Raw genomic sequence first — 18,961 nt, forward strand, 5'->3', positions numbered from 1 at the left:
TTGTTATGATGATAAGTAGGCTACAAAAACTGCTATAGCAGAATCTAGTAGCCGTTTATACCGTATCGTTTGAAATTGGCAGACTGATACCACTAATATGTTTTTATTTTGGGGAAAATAACATGGCAGAGAAAAACTACTATGACATTTTAGGGGTCGAAAAAGACGCCTCAGACGCTGATATCAAAAAAAAATACCGTAAGCTCGTTCGTCAATACCATCCCGATGTCAGTGATCATCCAGACGCTGATAATAAAATTGCAGAAATAAACAACGCTTATGAAACGATCAGAGATAAAGAAAAGCGCGCTGAATATGACGCTATGCTCAATAATCCGTTCGCGGGTCAAAGTAGATCAAGTGGGTTTGGGAGCAATGGGCAAACTGGTGCGGGTCAAGGTGGTTTTCGCTGGGAAGATATCAAAGATCAGTTTGGTGACGGTGAGGCTTTTGGTGATGGTGGTTTTCGCTTCGATGACATTTTTTCAGCATTTGGTCGCGGCGCACGTGGGTCAACTGGTGGGCAAACCGGCAGTCGCTCTCAAAGCAGCGGCTTCGATCAATTTGGTGGCGGCTTTGGGACGCAAGATAGCAAAGGTCAAGATCAGCATGCCGAGATTACCGTTGATTTATCTTCAGTCTATAGTGGCGACGACTACAGCATTAAGTTAAACGTCCCTGTTCGTCAGCCCAATGGCAATGTCGACTACGACAATAAAACCCTTAAGATCAAAATTCCTAAAGGTATCACTGATGGTAAGCAAATTCGTTTAGCAGGGCAAGGTGCTGCTGGTAGCAGTAATGGTAAAAATGGCGATTTGTTTTTGAAAGTTAAAATTCGTCATGATGCCAATATTCGTATAGAAGGCGCAGACGTTTATCAAACTGTGAATATTGCACCGTGGGAAGCGGCGTTGGGTGAAAAAATCAATGTCAGTACGCCAGCAGGTACGCTTGGTGTGACCATTCCTAAGAACAGCAAGTCCGGTAGTAATTTACGTCTCAAAGGAAAAGGTATCCCTGCCAAGCAAGCAGGTGACCTGTATCTAACTCTAAATATCGTCAATCCTGATGTCAGTAGTGATGCGTCGATACAGGCTTATGAGCAGCTAAAACAAGCCTTTGCTGATATCAATATTAGTCGTTAGACGAGATTATGAATAACCGTTACTTATTACTGAAGTAATAGACGAATAGCAGAGATGAACACGATACCGATGAAATAAAGAGAACACGAGGATAATAGCTATGAACCACTCGACTGAATTTACAGACATCATCATGAGCTTAGATGAACTGGTCTCTGCCTGTGGCCAAGAGCGCCAATGGGTCATCGAATTAATCGAAGAAAATATCATTGAATATGATGTACCAGAGCATGAAAAATTTACTGGTTATCAGTTGACGACAGTGCGCCGTGCATCGCGATTGAGTCGTGATTTTGAAGCCAGCGTACCAGCAATTGGTTTGATACTTGAGTTGTTAGATGAGGTTGAGCAACTTCGCCAACTTAAACGTCAGATAGAGCAGCAAACACCAGTCATCGAAGTCGATATAGACAATCTAAAGTAACCAAAACAGTAAAATACCGTATAAAAAAGGGCCCTTTAAAGGCCCTTTTTTTATATCTATATAAAAAACTTCAGCAGAAATTAACGCGAATACGTCGGATCAGCTGCTGCTGTAAATAATACATCAGTAGAAGAGTTCAAGGCAGTCTCAGCTGAATCCTGAATCACACCGATGATAAAGCCAATCGCAACCACTTGCATCGCGATATCATTTGGAATACTAAATAAGCTAGCAGCAAGTGGAATCAATAGCAACGAACCACCAGCAACACCAGAAGCACCGCAAGCACTAATCGTAGCAACCAGACTGAGTAGCAGCGCTGATGCAAACGTCACTTCGATACCCAATGTGTGAGCAGCAGCAAGCGTTAAGACGTTAATTGTAATCGCAGCACCCGCCATGTTAATGGTGGCACCTAGTGGAATGGTCACTGAATAAGTGTCTTCATGCAATCCAAGCTTACGGGCAAGGTTCATGTTGACTGGAATATTGGCCGCTGAACTGCGTGTAAAGAAGGCAGTAATTCCTGATTCGCGCAGACATCTGAACACGAGTGGATAAGGATTTTTACCGGTTTTAATAAGAACGATAAGCGGATTTGCGACCAACGCAATGAATAACATGCAGCTGATTAATACCATTAAGATACGCGCGTAGCCTGCCAAAGAAGCAAAGCCTGTCTCAGCAACCGTGCTAGCGACTAGGCCTAAGATACCAAATGGGGCTAAAGCAATAATCCATTTAACCACTTGTGAGATGGCATCAGCGAAATCGCCAACGACATTGCGAGCAGTATCACTGGCTTGGCGCAGTGCAAAACCAATAATAATTGCCCATGCTAAGATACCAATGTAGTTGGCTTCAGCGATTGCATTGATAGGGTTAGCAACCAAGTTCATGAGCAAGTTTGTCAAAACTTCTTTTAAGTCGGCAGGTGGTACTTGTGCGATATCGGCGTTGATCAAGACCAGCTCTGTCGGGAACAAAAAGCTAGCACCGACTGCTGTTAGCGCTGCCAAAAAAGTGCCGAACATATACATGATAAGCACCGGCTTTACGTAGACTTCATTGCCACTGCGATGTTGACTAATGGCTGCCATAACCAGAATAAATACTAGGATGGGAGCGACTGCTTTTAGTGCGCCGACAAAGAGTGTACCAAGCAACCCTATGGCGGTGCCGACACTTGGCGCTAGCCAACCAATCAATACCCCTAACACCAAACCAATAATAATAAGCGGCACCAGCCCTATACGCTGATACATCGCAATTAATGAACGCATCTGTACACCCTCAAGTCCGTTAAAAGTAAGTGAATTGTCACAACAGAAAATTTATCGAAGGATGGTAGCATTTTTTGACATATTCGCATACCGCTCATAGCAGTAGCTGTTGCGTGCAAATAGAGGGGTAGTAGAGTTATACAACTAGTATAAAAAGAATGCAGCACTTATAGGCAAGGGCTCGCTACTCAGAATACCTCATTTATAGGAGAGTAAAAGCAGCGATATAGGTAGTAATATATAGGTTAGGAAGAGATTTCGCTGTAAAAGGTAAGAGGAAAATAAACGGTAAAGCTATACTTTAAAGTGGGTCAGCTCGTAACCTAATTGCTGGTAAGCCTTATATTTATTGCGACCTTCTTGTGTACTTGTGGCATCAGGTTGGATCAGCTCAAGGACTCGAGAGGGTTTTGAATTATTAGTAGCAGCCATAAAATCGTTGACGGGACGTGTCGTCGTATTGAGCACGATACCGTTAAAATCTGCTGGCATATGATTGCCTAGCAGTACAGGCGCTAATAACTTATGAGTAACAATGTTGATGTTGCTATCATCAGTACCTCTATCATTGGTACTTTTATGGTCATTATCAGAAAGACACTGATGCGGTATAAAACTCGTGGACTCTTGTGCCCAAAGCGCCGTATCTAGATTTGCTAGTAATGTCTCATCTTCAATTAAAATCAGCAAAGACTGAGCGCTTTTGTTAAGCGCCGTCTGAGTCAGCTGACAAATAAAGCCCAAGAAATCTTGGGCCTTACTTTCACTTAATACATAAAAACTAATTTTCATAAATGGATTAAGCCATCTCTGCGCTGTTTTTTAGATATTGCATAAACAATGGTACAGGACGGCCAGTGGCTGCTTTATCTTTACCTGAATTCCATGCAGTACCAGCGATGTCTAAATGCGCCCATGCTTGACCTTCTTCAATGAAGCGCGATAAGAAGCAAGCGGCAGTTACCGCACCAGCACCTTTACCACCAATGTTTTGCATATCAGCGATTGGTGAATCAAGCTGAGCTTGATATTCATCATCTAAAGGCATATGCCAGATAAGATCGCCTGATAGGTTACTTGCATTTTCTAAATCAAACAGCACATCTTCATCATTACTAAATACAGCTGAACGAACATGGCCTAGTGCAACCACACAAGCGCCAGTCAAAGTGGCAACATCGATGATGGCTTTTGGCTGATAACGCTGCACATAGCACAAGGTATCTGCTAGTACTAAACGGCCTTCAGCATCAGTGTTCAAGATTTCAACTGATTTACCATTCATTGCTTTAACGATATCGCCTGGACGCGTTGCATCACCTGATGGCATGTTTTCAGCACAGGCTAGCGCACCAACGACGTTGATTGGTAGACGCGCTTCGCACAACGCTTTGATTGTACCAAGTACTGATGCCGAACCACCCATATCAAACTTCATCTCATCCATCGCCGCACCTGGCTTGATTGAGATACCGCCTGAATCAAAGGTCACGCCTTTACCGACTAATACAATAGGTGCGTCGTCATTGGCCGCTTGTGCATTGTCATTGCTATTTTTGCTTGTATTTTTAGCTGACTTTTTGGTTGGTAGTTTATCCGCCAATGCCTTTAGACCACTCGCTTTTGCGTTGCTAGTGGTTTGCTCGGTAGTGCCTGCATCTGAACTAAATTCTGATTTGCCACGGTACTCCATGAGCACCAGCTTACCTTCTTTGGTAGAGCCTTGTGCAACGGCCAAGAAGCAATGCATACCTAGCGCTGACATCTCGTCCTCACCTAGTACCTTCACGGTTAATAGGTCAGGATACGTTTTTGCAAGTTCTTGAGCTTGTTCAGCCATATAAGCTGGGAAGCAGATATTGCCAGGCTCATTGGCCACATCACGAGTGAGGCTCTGACCAGCAAATACTGACTGAGCAAAGGCAAGTGCAGGCTGTAGTGACTCATCAGCTAACAGGTAAACATCAGTCAATACAGGCGTGGCTTGCTCAGATTTATATTTATCAAAGCGGTAGCTCGCTGCCAACAGATTAAGGGCAAATTGACCAAAATGATTTTCTTCTAGTGCATCACCCAAGGCAACAGTGATAGAAGACACACGTTTTTGAGTGCTGCTATAAATAGTATTGGCGATTTTTTGCAGTACGGTGTTGTTGAACTTATCAGTGTTACCCACACCGACTAACAGCAATTGTACAGGGTTTTGCTTAGTGGTTTTTTTATCACCTGCCAGCGCATAGTCAGCAACAGTCTCACAGGTAGTACCCTTAAAATGTGATACTTCAATCAGCTGCTCAATACGAGTGGTATATTCGGTCAGCACAGATTCAGCCAGAATGTTTTTCTTGTCATCGACCAATACAACCAGACAAGCATCGTCTTTACTTTTGGCTTCTTTTTTCAGGATTTTTTGCGTATGGGTCTTTGGTAAATGCTGAGATAATTTGATATTCATATAGTTATCCTTATTAGAGTTATGAAAATTGCAGGATTTGTATGTCTGCTTATACCTGTCAGATTATTAAATTATTTGGTCTATCGAGCAATCACAGTAGTGTAGCATATTGCGATAATCGTGCGCAGTTAGCAAGGCTTAGGTAATACGTTTGAATTATTATGCTGTGCTAACTTACGCTATGGTTTAGCGGTTACATTATCATTTTTCGATGAGGCCAACATACTAACCATTGACCAATTCATCGGTCGTTACCATCGCGGCAAATCTGTCTTGTAGTGCTGCCATGGCAGTATCATGCATGGTTTCAGCGCTTATCGGTTTTCTAGTAGCGCTAGGTAGGTCGCGAGTGGCACAGGCATCATGGCAGACAAAACTATCAAAACCTAGGTCAAATGCGGCGCGGACGCTTGAGCTGACGCACATATGACTCATAAAACCCGCAAAAATAATCTGCTTTTTTTCTGCTGCTGAGATTAATGATTGTAATTGCGTATCATAAAAGGCATTCGGATGCTTTTTGGCAATTACTGTTTCGCCATCTTGCGGCTGCAGCTGTTCGACGATCTCAACGTTAGCTGATAAAGGGTCAAAGACATTGCCATTCTCTGCGCCATGATGGGTAATGTGGAAAATAGGTAAATCTTGCTGACGTGCTTTATCGAGTACTAGGCGTGCATTGGCGATGGCTTTTGCCCCAGCGTCCCCTAATGGCATAGCACCATCGACATATTCATTTTGATAGTCGATAAGAACAAGCGCGCTATTTGACCAGTCAAGCGCATCGAATGTGCCGCCAGCGAGTTCAAGTAGGGTAGAAGGTGTAGAGGTCGTTTTATTCATTAGTATTATTCTCCGTTTGACTATATAAGTATATTTTTCTATCAGTCAGTCTAGCAATTAATAACAGAGATAAATGTTCGATGATACGAATGACAAACAAACCTTTCTAAAATAAATAAAGCAAAAACTTAACGCTATAAATGCTATCAATTCGATGTAATTTAAGGTTTTATCAATTGTTTATCCAATATTTGCTATATTTGTTACTTACTGTCAATAATGCGCTCTCAGCAAGGTGTAGGTAATGTTTTCAAACACATTTCACAGCCATTTTTGGGCAAAACATGCTAGCATTAGCGGTTATATCTGTCGCTTGTGTTTATTGAGTATGACTAACCAGTCGCTTAGTAACGTTTACCGTTATTTGAGTATGTAAATGACCCATATCATGCTGATGATATGTCTTCGTATGACCTAAATATTCAATAAGCTCATCATCAATCGCGCGCATACCAACCGTTTAAGAGTACCCATTGTGATATTACGCCGCTACATGACACAACAAGTTGCCTCGACCACTGCCTTAGTGTTGGGGTTTTTGGTAGTGATGATGCTTGGCGGTCGTTTGATACGCTATTTTGGCATCGCTGCTGAAGGTCGTTTGGACGTCAGCCTACTGTTTACTATCATTGGGTATAACCTACCGTATTTTTTAGAGCTCATTTTACCGTTAGCATTCTTTATCGCTTTGATGCTGGTATTTGGTCGCTTGTATGTTGATCAAGAAATGGCAGTGATCAATGCTAGTGGCGTGTCTCGAGGTAGGCTTGCTCGATTGATGACACCATTAATATTGGCGCTGTTCGTTGGTGAGGCGGCACTATCTATCGTCGGCAAGCCTTGGGGCGTTCGCTCGTCTGAAGCTGTCTGGCAGCAGCAAGCATTGACCAGTGCGTTTGATTTGATTCGTCCGAACGAGTTTATTAGTAGCGGTAATTATCATTTATACGTGGGTAGTCTCAGCGATGATAAGAAAAAACTGCAAGATGTGATCTTGATCCAATCTGAACCTGCGAAAAAAGGTAGTACTGCTGAAGATGTCGATGCTAGTGCCACTGCTACTGATATGAATAATACGATTGACAGCGAGACGGCCGAACAAATTGGCATTTCTGATATCCCAAAAGACATTATAAATAGTGGTGCAAAGGACATTAGCAAAGACACTATCACGCTGGCTAAGCGTGCTGAGCAAGTAGATACTGGCAATAGCGGCGTGACTCAGTTGGATTTGTTCCAAGGACGTCGTTACGAAGTTGGCGCAGGCAGTCTCAAATATAATCAAGTCGCTTTTGATCGTTATCGCATTACCTTGACTGAGTCTTCACAGGAAGTTATCACCGAAGACAATATTGAAACGCAAAAGATTGAACCATTATGGCAAGCCGCTACGAGTAGCTCACCATCAGGCACGAATAGTGCAATGCGTGCTGCACAAGGTGAGCTTGGCTATCGTTTGGCGCTACCATGGCTAATGATTATCGCGCCTATGTTGGCCGTGCCACTGGCGCAAGTGCGTCCGCGTCAAGGACGTTGGCTGCGCTTGTTTCCTTCTATCTTATTATTTGTCAGCTGTGCATTAGGTATCATCTCGCTCAAAAACGCAGTGAGCAAAGACAGCATCAGCGTATGGGCATATGCATGGCTTATTTTAGGATTTATGGCATTGGCACTTTATATGAATTGGGGCAGCCGCGTGCAACATCGACTGCGCTTTCGCAAACAAGAAAACAGGCTAGCCGCTGCCACTAATTCAGTTAGCGACATAGATAATCAGAACAACAGCTCACAAGGAGGGCAGTCTTAATGCGCTCTTTATTTGCTAAGTCAGCCAAGTCTAATCAATTGGCCAAAAAACCTGCCAATCTAAAAGTCCTTAGTCGCTATGTCAAACTCAACGCTCTATTGGCTATTATCGCTGCTGTCATTGGTTTGTGGGCGTTGCAGCTGATTTTTTCTTACTTATCAGAGCTTGATTCGTTAGATGATAACTACACCATGGGCGAGGCGCTCAAATATATCTTTTATCGTTCGCCTTACTTTTTAGAGCAATTTATCCCAACGGGTGCATTACTTGGTGCTGTCATAGGGTTAGGTTTGCTGGCCAATAAAAGCGAGCTGGTCGTCATGCGCGCGGCTGGGGTCAGTATTTATCGTATCGTCGGTTGGGTATTGCAGCCCGCTTTGATATTTGTACTGTTGGCATTAGCTATCAACCAGTTCGTTTTACCGTCTTCTAATCAGTTGGCAAAACAGATTAATGATGAAGACAGTACCTCACTGGTCACATCAGTACGCGGCTACTGGACGATACAGCCACGATTCGAAACCGCAGAAGATGGCAGTGCTAAACCTGATGGTAGCGATGTTTTATATATCGATTATGCTGATGTCGCGGGCAATATTGGCGAGGTGAAACGTTGGCATTTGGACAACAACGGTAATTTACAAACTGCTGTCCATGCGGAAGGTGGGAAATATACTGGCCGTGAACCAATTGATGTGAACAGTGAAAAGCCAAGCGAGCAGTATCGTTACGAGTGGCAGCTAAATGATATGGTCAAGCTTTCCATCAATCAGGGCTTTGAGAGTAGCCAAGCCATTTCACCATCAGATACGTTAAGCTTACCCTTTGCCCCAGAGTCTGTGTATCTGCTGACGCGTAAGGCAGAGGATTTGTCATTGACGCAGCTTTATGAGCATCGCACGTTTATGCGCCAACAGGGCAATCGCTCTTTAGATCATGAAGTCGCATTTTGGCAAAAGCTACTATCGCCATTATCGATATTGTCGCTGGTGATTGTTGCTTGCTCGTTTGTCTTTGGCTCGCTACGGACGCACAGCTTAGGCTTGCGTATCGTCGTGGCGTTGTTGTTTGGTCTACTATTTAGCTATATTCAGGACTTAGTCGGATTTGTATCGCTGGCGACAGGCTTTTCACCAATGCTTATGGTTCTATTGCCGATTATCGGCAGCGCGCTATTAGGCGGATATTTGATAAAACGCCAGATGTAAGATGATAGTTAATCATACAAAATAAAAAGCACGCTAAATCTAATTTAGTGTGCTTTTTTATGTCGATTTCAATTTAAGCTTCAGTTTAAATGGCCGAAACTCAATCAGGCAAAGCTAAAACTAGTCTTTGGTCGCCATCGTAATTGTATAGGTTTTACCTTGTTTGATTTTGTCGCTATTACCAAATACTTCGGTAAACGAGCGTTTCACAAATTGGCGCAGGCCGTTGATGGTGACGACATAAAAACGGCCACCTTTACGCATGCGTGCATAGGCATCGAGGAAGTATAAATAATGCTGCTCTTTACCCACTTTGGCTGGCAAGTTTGACATCACAAGGCTAAAGTCTTTGTCTTTTGCCACATGATTAAAGCCATTTGATAAATGTACATCGACATTGTTTAGACCATTTTTTTCACAGTTACGGCGTGCGTATTCTACCGCCATAAAGTCTTTATCAATCAGCGTATGCTGACCATTTGGACATTCACGTGCTGCCGTCATACCAAGTACGCCATAACCACAGCCCAAATCGATCGAGTCATCATCTTGCTCAAAATCCACATAATCAAGCAGCATCAAGCTACCGTCATCGAGTTTTTGCGGTGAAAAAATGCCCCATGTGGTCGCAAAATCAAACGGCTTACCCAGCACTTCTTGGCGAAAGTTAATGTCTTCGCGCCAGTGTTCGGCATTTTTTAATAGGTCAGCAGGTGGTCTATGGCTCATGGGATTCTCGGATAATAGATAGGTAAAAGGTAGTGCGCAGCCCATTTAGGCAGCATGTATATCATGACGCACTTTAATAAGGGTATTGTAACGAGAAAAGGATGGGTTTGCAGCTATCTATTTCTAGAACTGCATTTTGCTGTATCGCAAAAATTTTTAAGAAAAAATGCTAGAGATATTAGATAAGAGGCATCGCTTGATATAGAATCGAATTTAACCTAATAGTCTCTAAGTATTATTTATGCCAGACATTATATTCGTATCCAAAGTAGACTTCTGGCTTGCACTGTTACTTTGGAGTTTGAGTTTATTTACTGTGTCTGTTCCATTATGGCAGTGGAAGCGAGGTGCTCACAAATCCCTCATACAAACTATATTAATGACGGTTATTCTCATACCTTTTGCAGCACTAATGCTCATCCCTTTTTTCGGTACTAAGTACATATTAACGAATGACCAACTACAAGTAGATAGTGGGTTCTCTGTTCAAAAAATTGAGATTACAGATATCACCTATATTACGCCGACTCGAAGTATGAGTTCTGCGCCAGCACTATCACTGGATAGAATTAAAATAGAATATCGGAACAAAGAAGTATTGATATCACCGAAAGATAGAGCAAGTTTTTATCAAGAAATACGAGCACGTAATCCCAAAATAGTGATAGATACAGCAGGCGAATAGAATGGTATTATCGTTAGCCGGATTCAGTTATACATCGTTCCTGATATTGAGTTTTTTTTGAAACCACTCCCCCAAACTCTTCTTTAATAAATGATCAAATATAAATGGTCCGAATGGCAAAAACGAGCCGAGCACCCCCGCAGGTAGCGCCCACAGTGGCATTTTTATTCTGCTCGCGGTGATGATTAATACCATGACATAAGCAACGAATAATACCCCATGCACTGGACCGACATAGCTTACTGCTTCTGGAATATCGAACATATACTTGAGTGGCATCGCGATACCAAGTAACAATAGAAAAGATGTACCTTCTAAATAACCCATGATAGTGAGGTTTCTAAGTGCAGAGTTTTGACTCTTTGTTAAGGTAGACGGTTGAGCTTGCGACACGATATATTCCTTTTACAATCATCAATAATATTAGATTTCAATGCTGCCCATATGGCAAGGCTACCCACGTGGGTGATGCTCCGCATGTAATTTCTGCAATCTTGCCGTTGCTACATGAGTATAGATTTGCGTGGTGGACAAATCGCTATGTCCTAGCAATAACTGCACACTTCTTAAATCTGCACCATGATTGAGCAAATGTGTGGCAAAGGCGTGACGTAGCGTATGCGGGGATAATTCTTTATCGATACTGGCAACTTTGGCGTACTTCTTAAGTAGATACCAAAAGTTCTGCCGCGTCATATAGCCACCTTGCGCCGTCAAAAATACCGCTTGGCAATTGCCCGATTTTAAATGAGCAATCAAGTCTCCACGCCCATGAGACAGGTAATCTTCCAATGCATCCGCTGCATATTCGCCGAGGGGCACCAGTCGCGTTTTATTCCCTTTACCCGTGATTTGTAACCAGCCTGAGTTTAGATTCACTTGCTCTAATGAGAGGTTAATCAACTCACTCACTCGCAGGCCGCAGGCGTATAAAACTTCTAGCATTGCTTTGTCACGCAGTCCGAGTGCCGTACTGGTATCAGGTGCGGCAAGTAGATTATCGACGTCAGCCTCAGCTAAGTCTTTTGGCAGCGGACGTCCGAGTTTTGGGCTTTTAATACGCTCACAAGGATTGTCCTCACGCAGATTACTGGCAATCATCCATAGATAAAACTGACGCAAGCTTGAGAGCATGCGTGCTTGGGTACGTGGAGTTTTGCCATCTTGAGCAACGAGCGACAGACAATGCAGCACATCATCAGGCTGCCAACGTGTCAGGGCGATAGAATTGGTCAGCTCACAAGAGCGTAGGTCACGGACGTACGCATTACGAGTACGCGTCGCTAGACCGCGTGCCAGCATGGCTTGACGAAACTCAGTCATATAAGCTGGCTCATCATCGACCGCTAATGCTTTAGGTTGACGCTGTTGCACGGCACGATCACGGCTCATAGGACGATACTCAGGTAGGGGTTAAGTTAGCAATGACAGAAAGTTATGAATATAACGTCAAACTTATCATGCCATTTTTTTCTTAACCAGATAACGATATAGCGTCACGCTTGCAGGCGTATCATCATCGCTATCGATGGTGATTTCGTCAGAATCAGCGTCTAAGCTTACGTTTTCAGCCAGTGTTTCTTGACCGATTAGCTCATGACCCAAATGACGACAGAAATTCGGAATGTCGCGCGTGGTAGCCGGATCTGTCGCCAATATTTCAATCACTTCACCGCCATCTGCTTTGCGAATGACGCGATGTAGCATCATGACGGGCTCAGGACAGATCAGCCCTTGAGTATCTAAATGATGGTGGATAGGCGTGTCTGGTATCGAAGTGGTCATAGTCATTATCGTAAAGCTAAATAAGTGGGTTGGAGGACGAGTAGGGTAAGTAGTTTGCTTAAGTACTTATCATGGCGTACTTTGTATGTCTTCTATGCTTCAGTACTTTCAGCCTCTTCGTCGACTTCAGGTACATCAGCTACTTCTAAAAAGTTAAAAAATCGCTTAAAGCTTACTTTAAATAAAAATGCCACGCCCAGCCAACAAGATAGCCCTAACCATGCAGTATCGGCAAAAATTAATCCGCCAACCAATATAAGGGTCGATACGCCAATACTCATGGCAATCATCGACGGTTGATTTAAGCGATAACGATAAACGACCAATGCATCATAAATAGTAATGGGTATCGTGAGGGCTACGAGGGCGTAGGGTAAATTATAAAATAACTGATAAAGCAGCTGGTTATCATGGAATGCTTTGATACTAGCAATCGTGCCAAAGACCACAAATGCAAAAATAGCCGCATAAATGAGATAGATCGCTATTTGGTTGGCACGCTGTGCGCCTTTAATACGGGCAATAGCAAGTGGAGCAAAACCATGCTGTGACGTATGTTGCGAGGGTTGGTCTGAGACAGTGGTCATAGTAATCAGTCATTTATCCGTTAAGAGGTACGATGTATCGAAGTGGCGTTATAGCCGCACACGTGTCTTTTACCTATTTGGCTGCTTTATTCTGCTTTGATTGCATCGATAGCGATACTGCTATTAGGATCAGCAAAATAGGTCGATATCAGAATACAAGCGGAGATATCATCGATTGGGTCGCGTTCGTTTTTGATCCAACCATTGTCCCATGCGATTTCTCTTGCTTCGATTGAAGTTAGCCGCTCATCACACAGTGATACGATCACTGGTAGATGTTGCTCCATCACTCTATGGGCCAGACGACGAGCGAATTTGTGCGCTCGTTTTGAGAGCATAGAGCTAGTGCCATCCATATTAAGCGGTAGACCAACCACGACTTGTGCCACGCCCCAGACTTTGATGATACCAATTAGATTGTCCCAATCTGGCTGACCGTTATTCATCGCCAATATGTCAAAGGCACGCGCTGTCTGCGTAATGGTATTACCGAGCGCCATACCCATCTTTTTGACGCCGTAATCTAGCGCCAAGATAAGATGCGGCTTTACTTCTGGCTCAATAGTTTCAGTAGTGCTATTGCTATCGTTATCGAGAGTATCAACACCAATATCAATGTCATTATCTATAGGGTCTGTGCTATTGGCTGTAAAAGTGCTATCTACCATAGTAATGGGTGTCCTTTATGTCTTTATCTAAATTCGCAGAGCGTATGAGATTACGCATGACCTATGTCACTACTAAGGTAGTCAAAGTTGACTCCGATTTTGTCGGCTGCAATTTGCCAGCGTTCTTCAAACGGTGTATCAAATAATAAATTCAGATCAGCAGGGCAGACTAACCAGTCACCATTACTCAGCTCTTGGTCTAGCTGTTTTTTGCCCCAGCTGGCATGACCTAGACACAGCTGATAGTGACCAACACCTTGCCCTGCGGCGATACGCTTTAGAATATCTTGGCTAGTTGTGATGCAAACGTTCTCTGAAATAGCAAAAGAAGACGCCCATTCCGGCTGACCAGTATGCAGCACAAAGCCAACCTCAGGATACATAGGGCCGCCTTCTAATGCCACATCCTCCATCACCTGTGGATTGGTCACTTCAATATCCAAATCTTCTAGCAACTTACCTACGCGAGATTGCTCAAGCGGGCGATTGACCATCAGACCTAGCGCACCATGCTTGTCATGACGGCAAATATATATAAGTGCCTGCTCAAACCTCGGGTCTGACAGCTCTGGTGCTGCAATCAAAAAATGATGGGTCAAATTGGTTTTAGACATAGAAACAAACGCAACCTAATAATAAGGGTGAAAGACCACTATATGGTGATAATCAATAGAAAAGCAAGATTCGCACTAATTGCTACTGACCATCATACAGACTCAAATAACTATCCGTTTTGATGAAAACGAATGATTATTTAACGGCAGATAGGTCAGGTAGAGAGTTATTTAACATCGGATAATAAGCTGCGGGCATGATCGCGCGTGACATCGGTGATAATGACACCACCAGACATACGCGCTAGCTCGTCTACTTGCGCACTATTGGTCAGTATGAGTAGCTCGCTTTCGGTCTGTTCTTGATGGTGCTTTTGTACCAAGATATGTTGATGCGCTTGCGCCGCGACTTGTGCTTGGTGTGTAATGGCTAGCAATTGCTGCGTTTGCCCAAGTGAGCGTAGCAGCTCGCCAACCACTTGCGCAGTACCGCCACTGATACCGACATCAACTTCATCAAATACCAACATAGGCTTGGCGGCATTGTTATCAGCATTGGTCGCTTGTAGTACTTGCATCACGAGCGCCATACGTGAAAGTTCACCACCTGAGGCGATTTTGTGTAGAGGCTGCATTGGCATACCGACATTGGCGCTGAATAATAAGTCAATATCAAAACAACCTTGGGCATTGTACTGACTAGGTTCGGTTTTTTTGGTAAAGACAAATTCACAGCGAGCATTAGGTAGCGCAAGCGGTTGTAATTGTTTGATGAGTTGCTTACTAATTACCGGGGCAGCTTTTGTGCGCTCTTTATTTAACTGTGTCGCCAGAGCGAGATAGTCTTGCCAAGCCTGCTCAATTTGCGCTGCCATTGCATCACTGCTTGGCTCGTTCTCTAGCTGCTCTAATTGCGCCTCCCAACCTTTTGCTTCATCAATTAAATCACTTGCTGGCAAGCTATGCTTACGTGACAGACGATGTCCCAAGCTGATTAGGTTGTCTAATGTTTGCAAACGTTCAGGATCAGGTAGCTGCTGTTCGGCGTAATCTGATAGCAGGGCAGTCACCTCAGTGATTTGCTGCTGTGCTAGATGGAGCTGTTCAGAAGCTTGTTCAAACGTTTGACTGACGCTTACTTGGTTGTCACAGAGTTTAATCGCTTGCCCGAGTAAGGTCATGACGTCTGGCTCATCGGTATCATTGTCGAGCAAGTGCAGACCATGACTGGCCTCTTGCATTAAGGCTTCAATATTGGAGAGCTCTTCGTGTTCAGATTCAACTTCTGCATAATCCACAGCCAATAACGGCGCAATATCTGCTAATTGGCTCTGCAACAACTGAATACGATCTTGACGCTGGGCTTCGCGACTTGCGATGTCGTCCGCGCGACGTTTTAGCTGCTGATAGGCTTGATAGCTACTGGCAGTTTGGGTGGCTAGCGATGTTATCTGTGCCATCTCATCAAGCCATTGCACCACAAATTGCGGCTTGAGCAATGCTTGCTGAGCATGTTGGCTATGTATATTGACCAGTAAAGTGCCTAAACTCTTTAGCTCCGCTAAGCTAACCGGTGAACCATTTAGCCATGCTTTTGAGCGACCAGTATTGCTTAATTGTCGACGAATAAGTACTTCAGGCTCTTCTAGCGGTCGCTCATTTTTAGCAAACCACTCAGCGACGACGCTGTTATTTTCTACATCGAATTGAGCGTAGATATCTGCATGCACGGCGCCATGCCTGACCATCGCACTGTCTGCTCGCTCACCGACACACAGTGATAGTGCATCTAGCAATAACGACTTGCCAGCACCTGTTTCACCAGTGATGACATTAAAACCTTCAGCCACGCTCAGCTCATGCTGAGCAATCAACGCAAACTGATGTAAAGTTAACGATACTAGCATCAACGCCTCTCAGGACAGACAATGGACATCATATAAATCTTAGGAAGCCATCTATAAATAGGGTAAATAAGGAAGTGAAAATATCTATTTAAACTTGCTAATTAGATAAATATTGTAGGCAAATAGTATGGTGTTAAATGTGCGTAAATACAAACTTTAAGACGAGGTATAACAGAATTTATTATTGGGAGATTACCATAAAACTATTAAAAACTGACAATAAATCATCAACATAATATCTATGATGTTAATCATTAGGGTCATTGGATATCTAAAGATAAGCATAGTATGCGAAGAAGTATTTTGACTGATAATGATAAAAATATACCTAAAATAATGGTCTAGTATCCGCCTAGAAAAATACCAAATGAATATTAAACGAACGGGTAGATACTTGCCATCGAATAGAATTTTCCTAGTCGCTTTAACAAACTTTATAGATATAATGTGGTAGCATAATCTCACATAATGATAAACTCTTCTTACGCGTTTGATGCGCGATGCAACCTAATAACGAGTCATAATTTTGTAAAATTGTAGGCGTATAGTGGTAAAAAACATGCCACTCGATCATTATTCAAAAGCGTTTTCATAGAACCTGTGGCTATCTTTAGCGCGCAGATATCTACTATAGAGGGATAAGGTGCCTAAAGCAGGCGTGTTTGCTTACTGGTTGCGTATTTGAAGCCCAGTGCAACTCTGTCGGTACTTTAACCCGTTACTTATTTTTTAGTTTTGCCATAATTATTTGATAAGGAAGCCACTATGACAGCGGCGCAATTTACTAACGTAACAGTTAATGCCCAAGCGACAGTATCTTATGATGGTCGCTGCTCAAGCCATACCATTATGTTTGAGGATGGTCGCCATAAAACGCTAGGCGTGATCTTACCTTGCGACAACTTGGTTGAGCATTATCACTTTAGCACCAACACCTCTGAGCGTATCGAAATCACCAGTGGTGAGTGTGAAGTGAAGATCAATGGTGATGATGAATTCAGCTACTACCGTGCAGGTCAATCATTTGTCGTTGAAGGCAATAGCGGTTTTAACCTACGTACTGAAGAAATTGTTCAATATGTCTGTCATCTAGAAGGCTGATATTATTAATAGGGCGCTTGAGCTCTCATTCTAGCGCCTGTTCTATCACACATTAGTGTTTCGAGAAAATAAACAATATCGGATTGGTATTGTTTATTTCTTTTTTAACGTTTGGTTTACTGTTCTCTCATCATCAATGGGTTATGACACGTAAAATCTACGTTATCTTCTTTTATCCCGTCGCCTAGTGCGATATCCACTTTATATTTAGTAGGCCTATTATGGCAAAACCCATTTATTTTTACGGCATTCATGCAATCGATGCGTTACTTGAACATCGTCCTCTTGATGGTCTTAGCTTATTTGTGCAGCAAGGACGTGAGAGTGACAGTCATGTACAAGCTATCATGGCTGAAGCGGAAGCAAACGGCATTAGTATTCAACCTACCCAAAAAGACAAGCTAACGCAATTATGTGGCAGTCCGCAGCATCAAGGCGTGGTGCTCAATGCTCGTCCGTTAGGTTTCACTGATGAAGGTTTGCTTGATACTATTATTGGCCGTGAACAGTGCTTGTTATTGGTACTAGATCAAATCACAGATGCACATAACTTTGGCGCTTGCCTACGTACCGCCGTGGCTATGGGTGTGGATGCAGTGGTTTGTCCAAAACACCATGCAGCGAGTCTGACGCCAACAGTGGCTAAAGTATCAGTTGGCGCAGCAGAGATGATGCCGATCGTCAGCGTTACGAACTTGGCACGCACGTTGTCGCAAATCAAAAATGCAGGCGTTTTCGTATTTGGTACGGCACTTAGTGAAGAGGCTAAGCCAATACATGCCGCTGACCTAACTGGCAAGACCGCTATGATTATGGGTTCAGAAGGAGAGGGTATGCGTCGCCTGACAATGGAAAGCTGTGATGAGTTGGTTTATATTCCAATGTCAGGAAACGAGCATGGTAATCTACAGAGCCTAAATGTGAGTGTTGCTACTGGCATGGCGTTGTATGAGGTTAATCGCCAGCGAACTTTAGCTGCTGGGCAAGCGTAAGATACTCTTGATGTAAAGGTTCTAGTTGTAGGTATAGAGAGGCAAGGTCGCTCTCATTGAGTATGACATTGTCTGCATGACGATTACGCTCTTCACGACTCAGCTGATTGGTCATAATGGCCTTAATCTTTTGTATGCTTTGATCATCACGCTGACTGGCACGTGCAAGCTGCGTGTCTTCGGTCGCATCCATGACCAAAATACGTTGACATAAATTGGCTAGTCCTGCTTCTGCCGCCTCTATAAGCAGGGGCGCAGACAAGATTACATACGGTGAAGTACTAGCATCTAGCTGTGCTTTTGCTGTCTCACGTATCGCTGGATGAGTGATAGCCTCAAGCTCAATCAGCGCTTCAGGATTTGCAAATACGTGTGTGCGTACAGCAGCCCTATCCATGACACCCTCATCCGTCAGTATCCAATCACCAAATTTTTTCTGGATTTTCTGCAGAGTGACGCTGCCTTTAGCGACAATCTCATGAGCGATCACGTCTGCATCAATAATATCGATACCTTGCTCAGCAAACCAAGCACTAGCGGCAGATTTACCACTACCGATACCACCCGTCAAACCAACTACGAGCTTATTGCTTTTTGGTTGCGTAGTTTGTGGCTGGTGTGAATAAGAGTGTGATGTATTTTTTGACATAATAATGGCTTATCTAACAGATAGAACAATGAATGCAGCTTTAAACTCACAACCGGCCTTTTAAGGCTTTATTTATGAGTCACTGCCGGAAATTTCCTACAATAATACTTACTACAATAATCTAGGGTACGCTATC

20 protein-coding genes are annotated in these 18,961 nt (G+C 43.4%); 7 read left to right on the forward strand and 13 right to left on the reverse strand.

Annotated elements, in window-relative coordinates; all coding sequences use genetic code 11:
* Nucleotides 1-122: 122 nt before the first annotated feature.
* Both QL886_RS07490 and QL886_RS07495 read left to right on the forward strand, forming a co-directional pair.
* Entirely contained in the window at nucleotides 123-1,148 is a 1,026-nt protein-coding gene (locus QL886_RS07490) for a DnaJ C-terminal domain-containing protein (protein ID WP_290178214.1), read from the forward strand.
* A gap of 100 nt (nucleotides 1,149-1,248) precedes the next feature.
* Nucleotides 1,249-1,572, forward strand: coding sequence for a chaperone modulator CbpM (locus QL886_RS07495; RefSeq protein ID WP_102083164.1), 324 nt, complete (start codon nucleotides 1,249-1,251; stop codon nucleotides 1,570-1,572).
* An 80-nt stretch (nucleotides 1,573-1,652) separates the two neighbouring features.
* On the opposite strand, the gene sstT is transcribed toward QL886_RS07495, so the two are convergent.
* The 4 genes from sstT to QL886_RS07515 all read right to left on the reverse strand — a co-directional run bounded on the left by sstT (nucleotide 1,653) and on the right by QL886_RS07515 (nucleotide 6,153).
* Entirely contained in the window at nucleotides 1,653-2,855 is a 1,203-nt protein-coding gene (gene sstT / locus QL886_RS07500; protein WP_290178215.1) for a serine/threonine transporter SstT, read from the reverse strand.
* 294 nt (nucleotides 2,856-3,149) lie between these two features.
* The gene (locus QL886_RS07505) at nucleotides 3,150-3,647 is read right to left on the reverse strand and encodes a DNA polymerase III subunit chi (RefSeq protein WP_290178217.1); all 498 of its coding nucleotides are present in this window, start codon (nucleotides 3,645-3,647) and stop codon (nucleotides 3,150-3,152) included.
* 7 nt (nucleotides 3,648-3,654) lie between these two features.
* Nucleotides 3,655-5,310, reverse strand: coding sequence for a leucyl aminopeptidase (locus QL886_RS07510; protein ID WP_290178218.1), 1,656 nt, complete (start codon nucleotides 5,308-5,310; stop codon nucleotides 3,655-3,657).
* Between the two features lie 225 nt (nucleotides 5,311-5,535).
* The gene (locus tag QL886_RS07515) at nucleotides 5,536-6,153 is read right to left on the reverse strand and encodes a cysteine hydrolase family protein (RefSeq protein WP_290178219.1); all 618 of its coding nucleotides are present in this window, start codon (nucleotides 6,151-6,153) and stop codon (nucleotides 5,536-5,538) included.
* A 493-nt stretch (nucleotides 6,154-6,646) separates the two neighbouring features.
* Here QL886_RS07515 and lptF point away from each other — a divergent pair, with 493 nt between their 5' ends.
* Complete coding sequence (gene lptF / locus QL886_RS07520; protein WP_290178220.1) at nucleotides 6,647-7,960, forward strand: LPS export ABC transporter permease LptF; 1,314 nt, start codon at nucleotides 6,647-6,649, stop codon at nucleotides 7,958-7,960.
* Nucleotides 7,960-9,168: an LPS export ABC transporter permease LptG gene (gene lptG / locus QL886_RS07525; protein WP_290178221.1), complete on the forward strand. Its 1,209-nt coding sequence runs from the start codon at nucleotides 7,960-7,962 to the stop codon at nucleotides 9,166-9,168. The genes lptF and lptG overlap by 1 nt, the downstream gene beginning before the upstream one ends.
* A 120-nt stretch (nucleotides 9,169-9,288) precedes the next feature.
* Here the strand turns inward: lptG and QL886_RS07530 are convergent, their stop codons facing one another.
* Entirely contained in the window at nucleotides 9,289-9,897 is a 609-nt protein-coding gene (locus tag QL886_RS07530; protein ID WP_101204678.1) for a methyltransferase, read from the reverse strand.
* Nucleotides 9,898-10,276: 379 nt separating this feature from the next.
* Between QL886_RS07530 and QL886_RS07535 the strand changes: the two genes are divergently transcribed.
* Nucleotides 10,277-10,582, forward strand: coding sequence for a PH domain-containing protein (locus tag QL886_RS07535; RefSeq protein WP_290178222.1), 306 nt, complete (start codon nucleotides 10,277-10,279; stop codon nucleotides 10,580-10,582).
* Between the two features lie 27 nt (nucleotides 10,583-10,609).
* Here the strand turns inward: QL886_RS07535 and QL886_RS07540 are convergent, their stop codons facing one another.
* The 7 genes from QL886_RS07540 to recN form a co-directional block, all read right to left on the reverse strand.
* The gene (locus tag QL886_RS07540; protein WP_290178223.1) at nucleotides 10,610-10,975 is read right to left on the reverse strand and encodes a DUF3817 domain-containing protein; all 366 of its coding nucleotides are present in this window, start codon (nucleotides 10,973-10,975) and stop codon (nucleotides 10,610-10,612) included.
* A 60-nt stretch (nucleotides 10,976-11,035) separates the two neighbouring features.
* Complete coding sequence (gene xerD, locus QL886_RS07545; RefSeq protein ID WP_290178224.1) at nucleotides 11,036-11,974, reverse strand: site-specific tyrosine recombinase XerD; 939 nt, start codon at nucleotides 11,972-11,974, stop codon at nucleotides 11,036-11,038.
* Between the two features lie 66 nt (nucleotides 11,975-12,040).
* Nucleotides 12,041-12,367, reverse strand: coding sequence for a sulfurtransferase TusA (gene tusA / locus QL886_RS07550; protein WP_290178225.1), 327 nt, complete (start codon nucleotides 12,365-12,367; stop codon nucleotides 12,041-12,043).
* 92 nt (nucleotides 12,368-12,459) lie between these two features.
* Nucleotides 12,460-12,954 (reverse strand): hypothetical protein, encoded by a 495-nt coding sequence (locus QL886_RS07555; protein ID WP_290178226.1) that lies wholly within the window; start codon nucleotides 12,952-12,954, stop codon nucleotides 12,460-12,462.
* 86 nt (nucleotides 12,955-13,040) lie between these two features.
* Nucleotides 13,041-13,622, reverse strand: coding sequence for a Holliday junction resolvase RuvX (ruvX, locus tag QL886_RS07560; RefSeq protein ID WP_290178227.1), 582 nt, complete (start codon nucleotides 13,620-13,622; stop codon nucleotides 13,041-13,043).
* A gap of 50 nt (nucleotides 13,623-13,672) precedes the next feature.
* On the reverse strand, nucleotides 13,673-14,236 hold the full coding sequence (locus tag QL886_RS07565; protein ID WP_101204671.1) for a YqgE/AlgH family protein: 564 nt from the start codon (nucleotides 14,234-14,236) through the stop codon (nucleotides 13,673-13,675).
* 167 nt (nucleotides 14,237-14,403) lie between these two features.
* Nucleotides 14,404-16,083, reverse strand: coding sequence for a DNA repair protein RecN (gene recN, locus QL886_RS07570; RefSeq protein WP_290178228.1), 1,680 nt, complete (start codon nucleotides 16,081-16,083; stop codon nucleotides 14,404-14,406).
* 765 nt (nucleotides 16,084-16,848) lie between these two features.
* On the opposite strand from recN, the gene QL886_RS07575 reads away from it, so the two are divergent.
* Together QL886_RS07575 and rlmB are read left to right on the forward strand one after the other, a co-directional pair.
* A complete protein-coding gene (locus QL886_RS07575) occupies nucleotides 16,849-17,184 on the forward strand; it encodes a pyrimidine/purine nucleoside phosphorylase (RefSeq protein WP_057757729.1) in 336 nt (111 codons plus the stop codon).
* A 221-nt stretch (nucleotides 17,185-17,405) separates the two neighbouring features.
* Nucleotides 17,406-18,176, forward strand: coding sequence for a 23S rRNA (guanosine(2251)-2'-O)-methyltransferase RlmB (gene rlmB, locus QL886_RS07580; RefSeq protein WP_290178229.1), 771 nt, complete (start codon nucleotides 17,406-17,408; stop codon nucleotides 18,174-18,176).
* On the opposite strand, the gene coaE is transcribed toward rlmB, so the two are convergent.
* Nucleotides 18,139-18,825, reverse strand: a complete 687-nt coding sequence (coaE, locus tag QL886_RS07585) for a dephospho-CoA kinase (RefSeq protein ID WP_290178230.1) — start codon at nucleotides 18,823-18,825, stop codon at nucleotides 18,139-18,141. The genes rlmB and coaE overlap by 38 nt on opposite strands.
* Nucleotides 18,826-18,961: the final 136 nt, after the last annotated feature.

This window comes from Psychrobacter sp. APC 3281, assembly GCF_030407815.1.
Lineage (GTDB): Bacteria > Pseudomonadota > Gammaproteobacteria > Pseudomonadales > Moraxellaceae > Psychrobacter.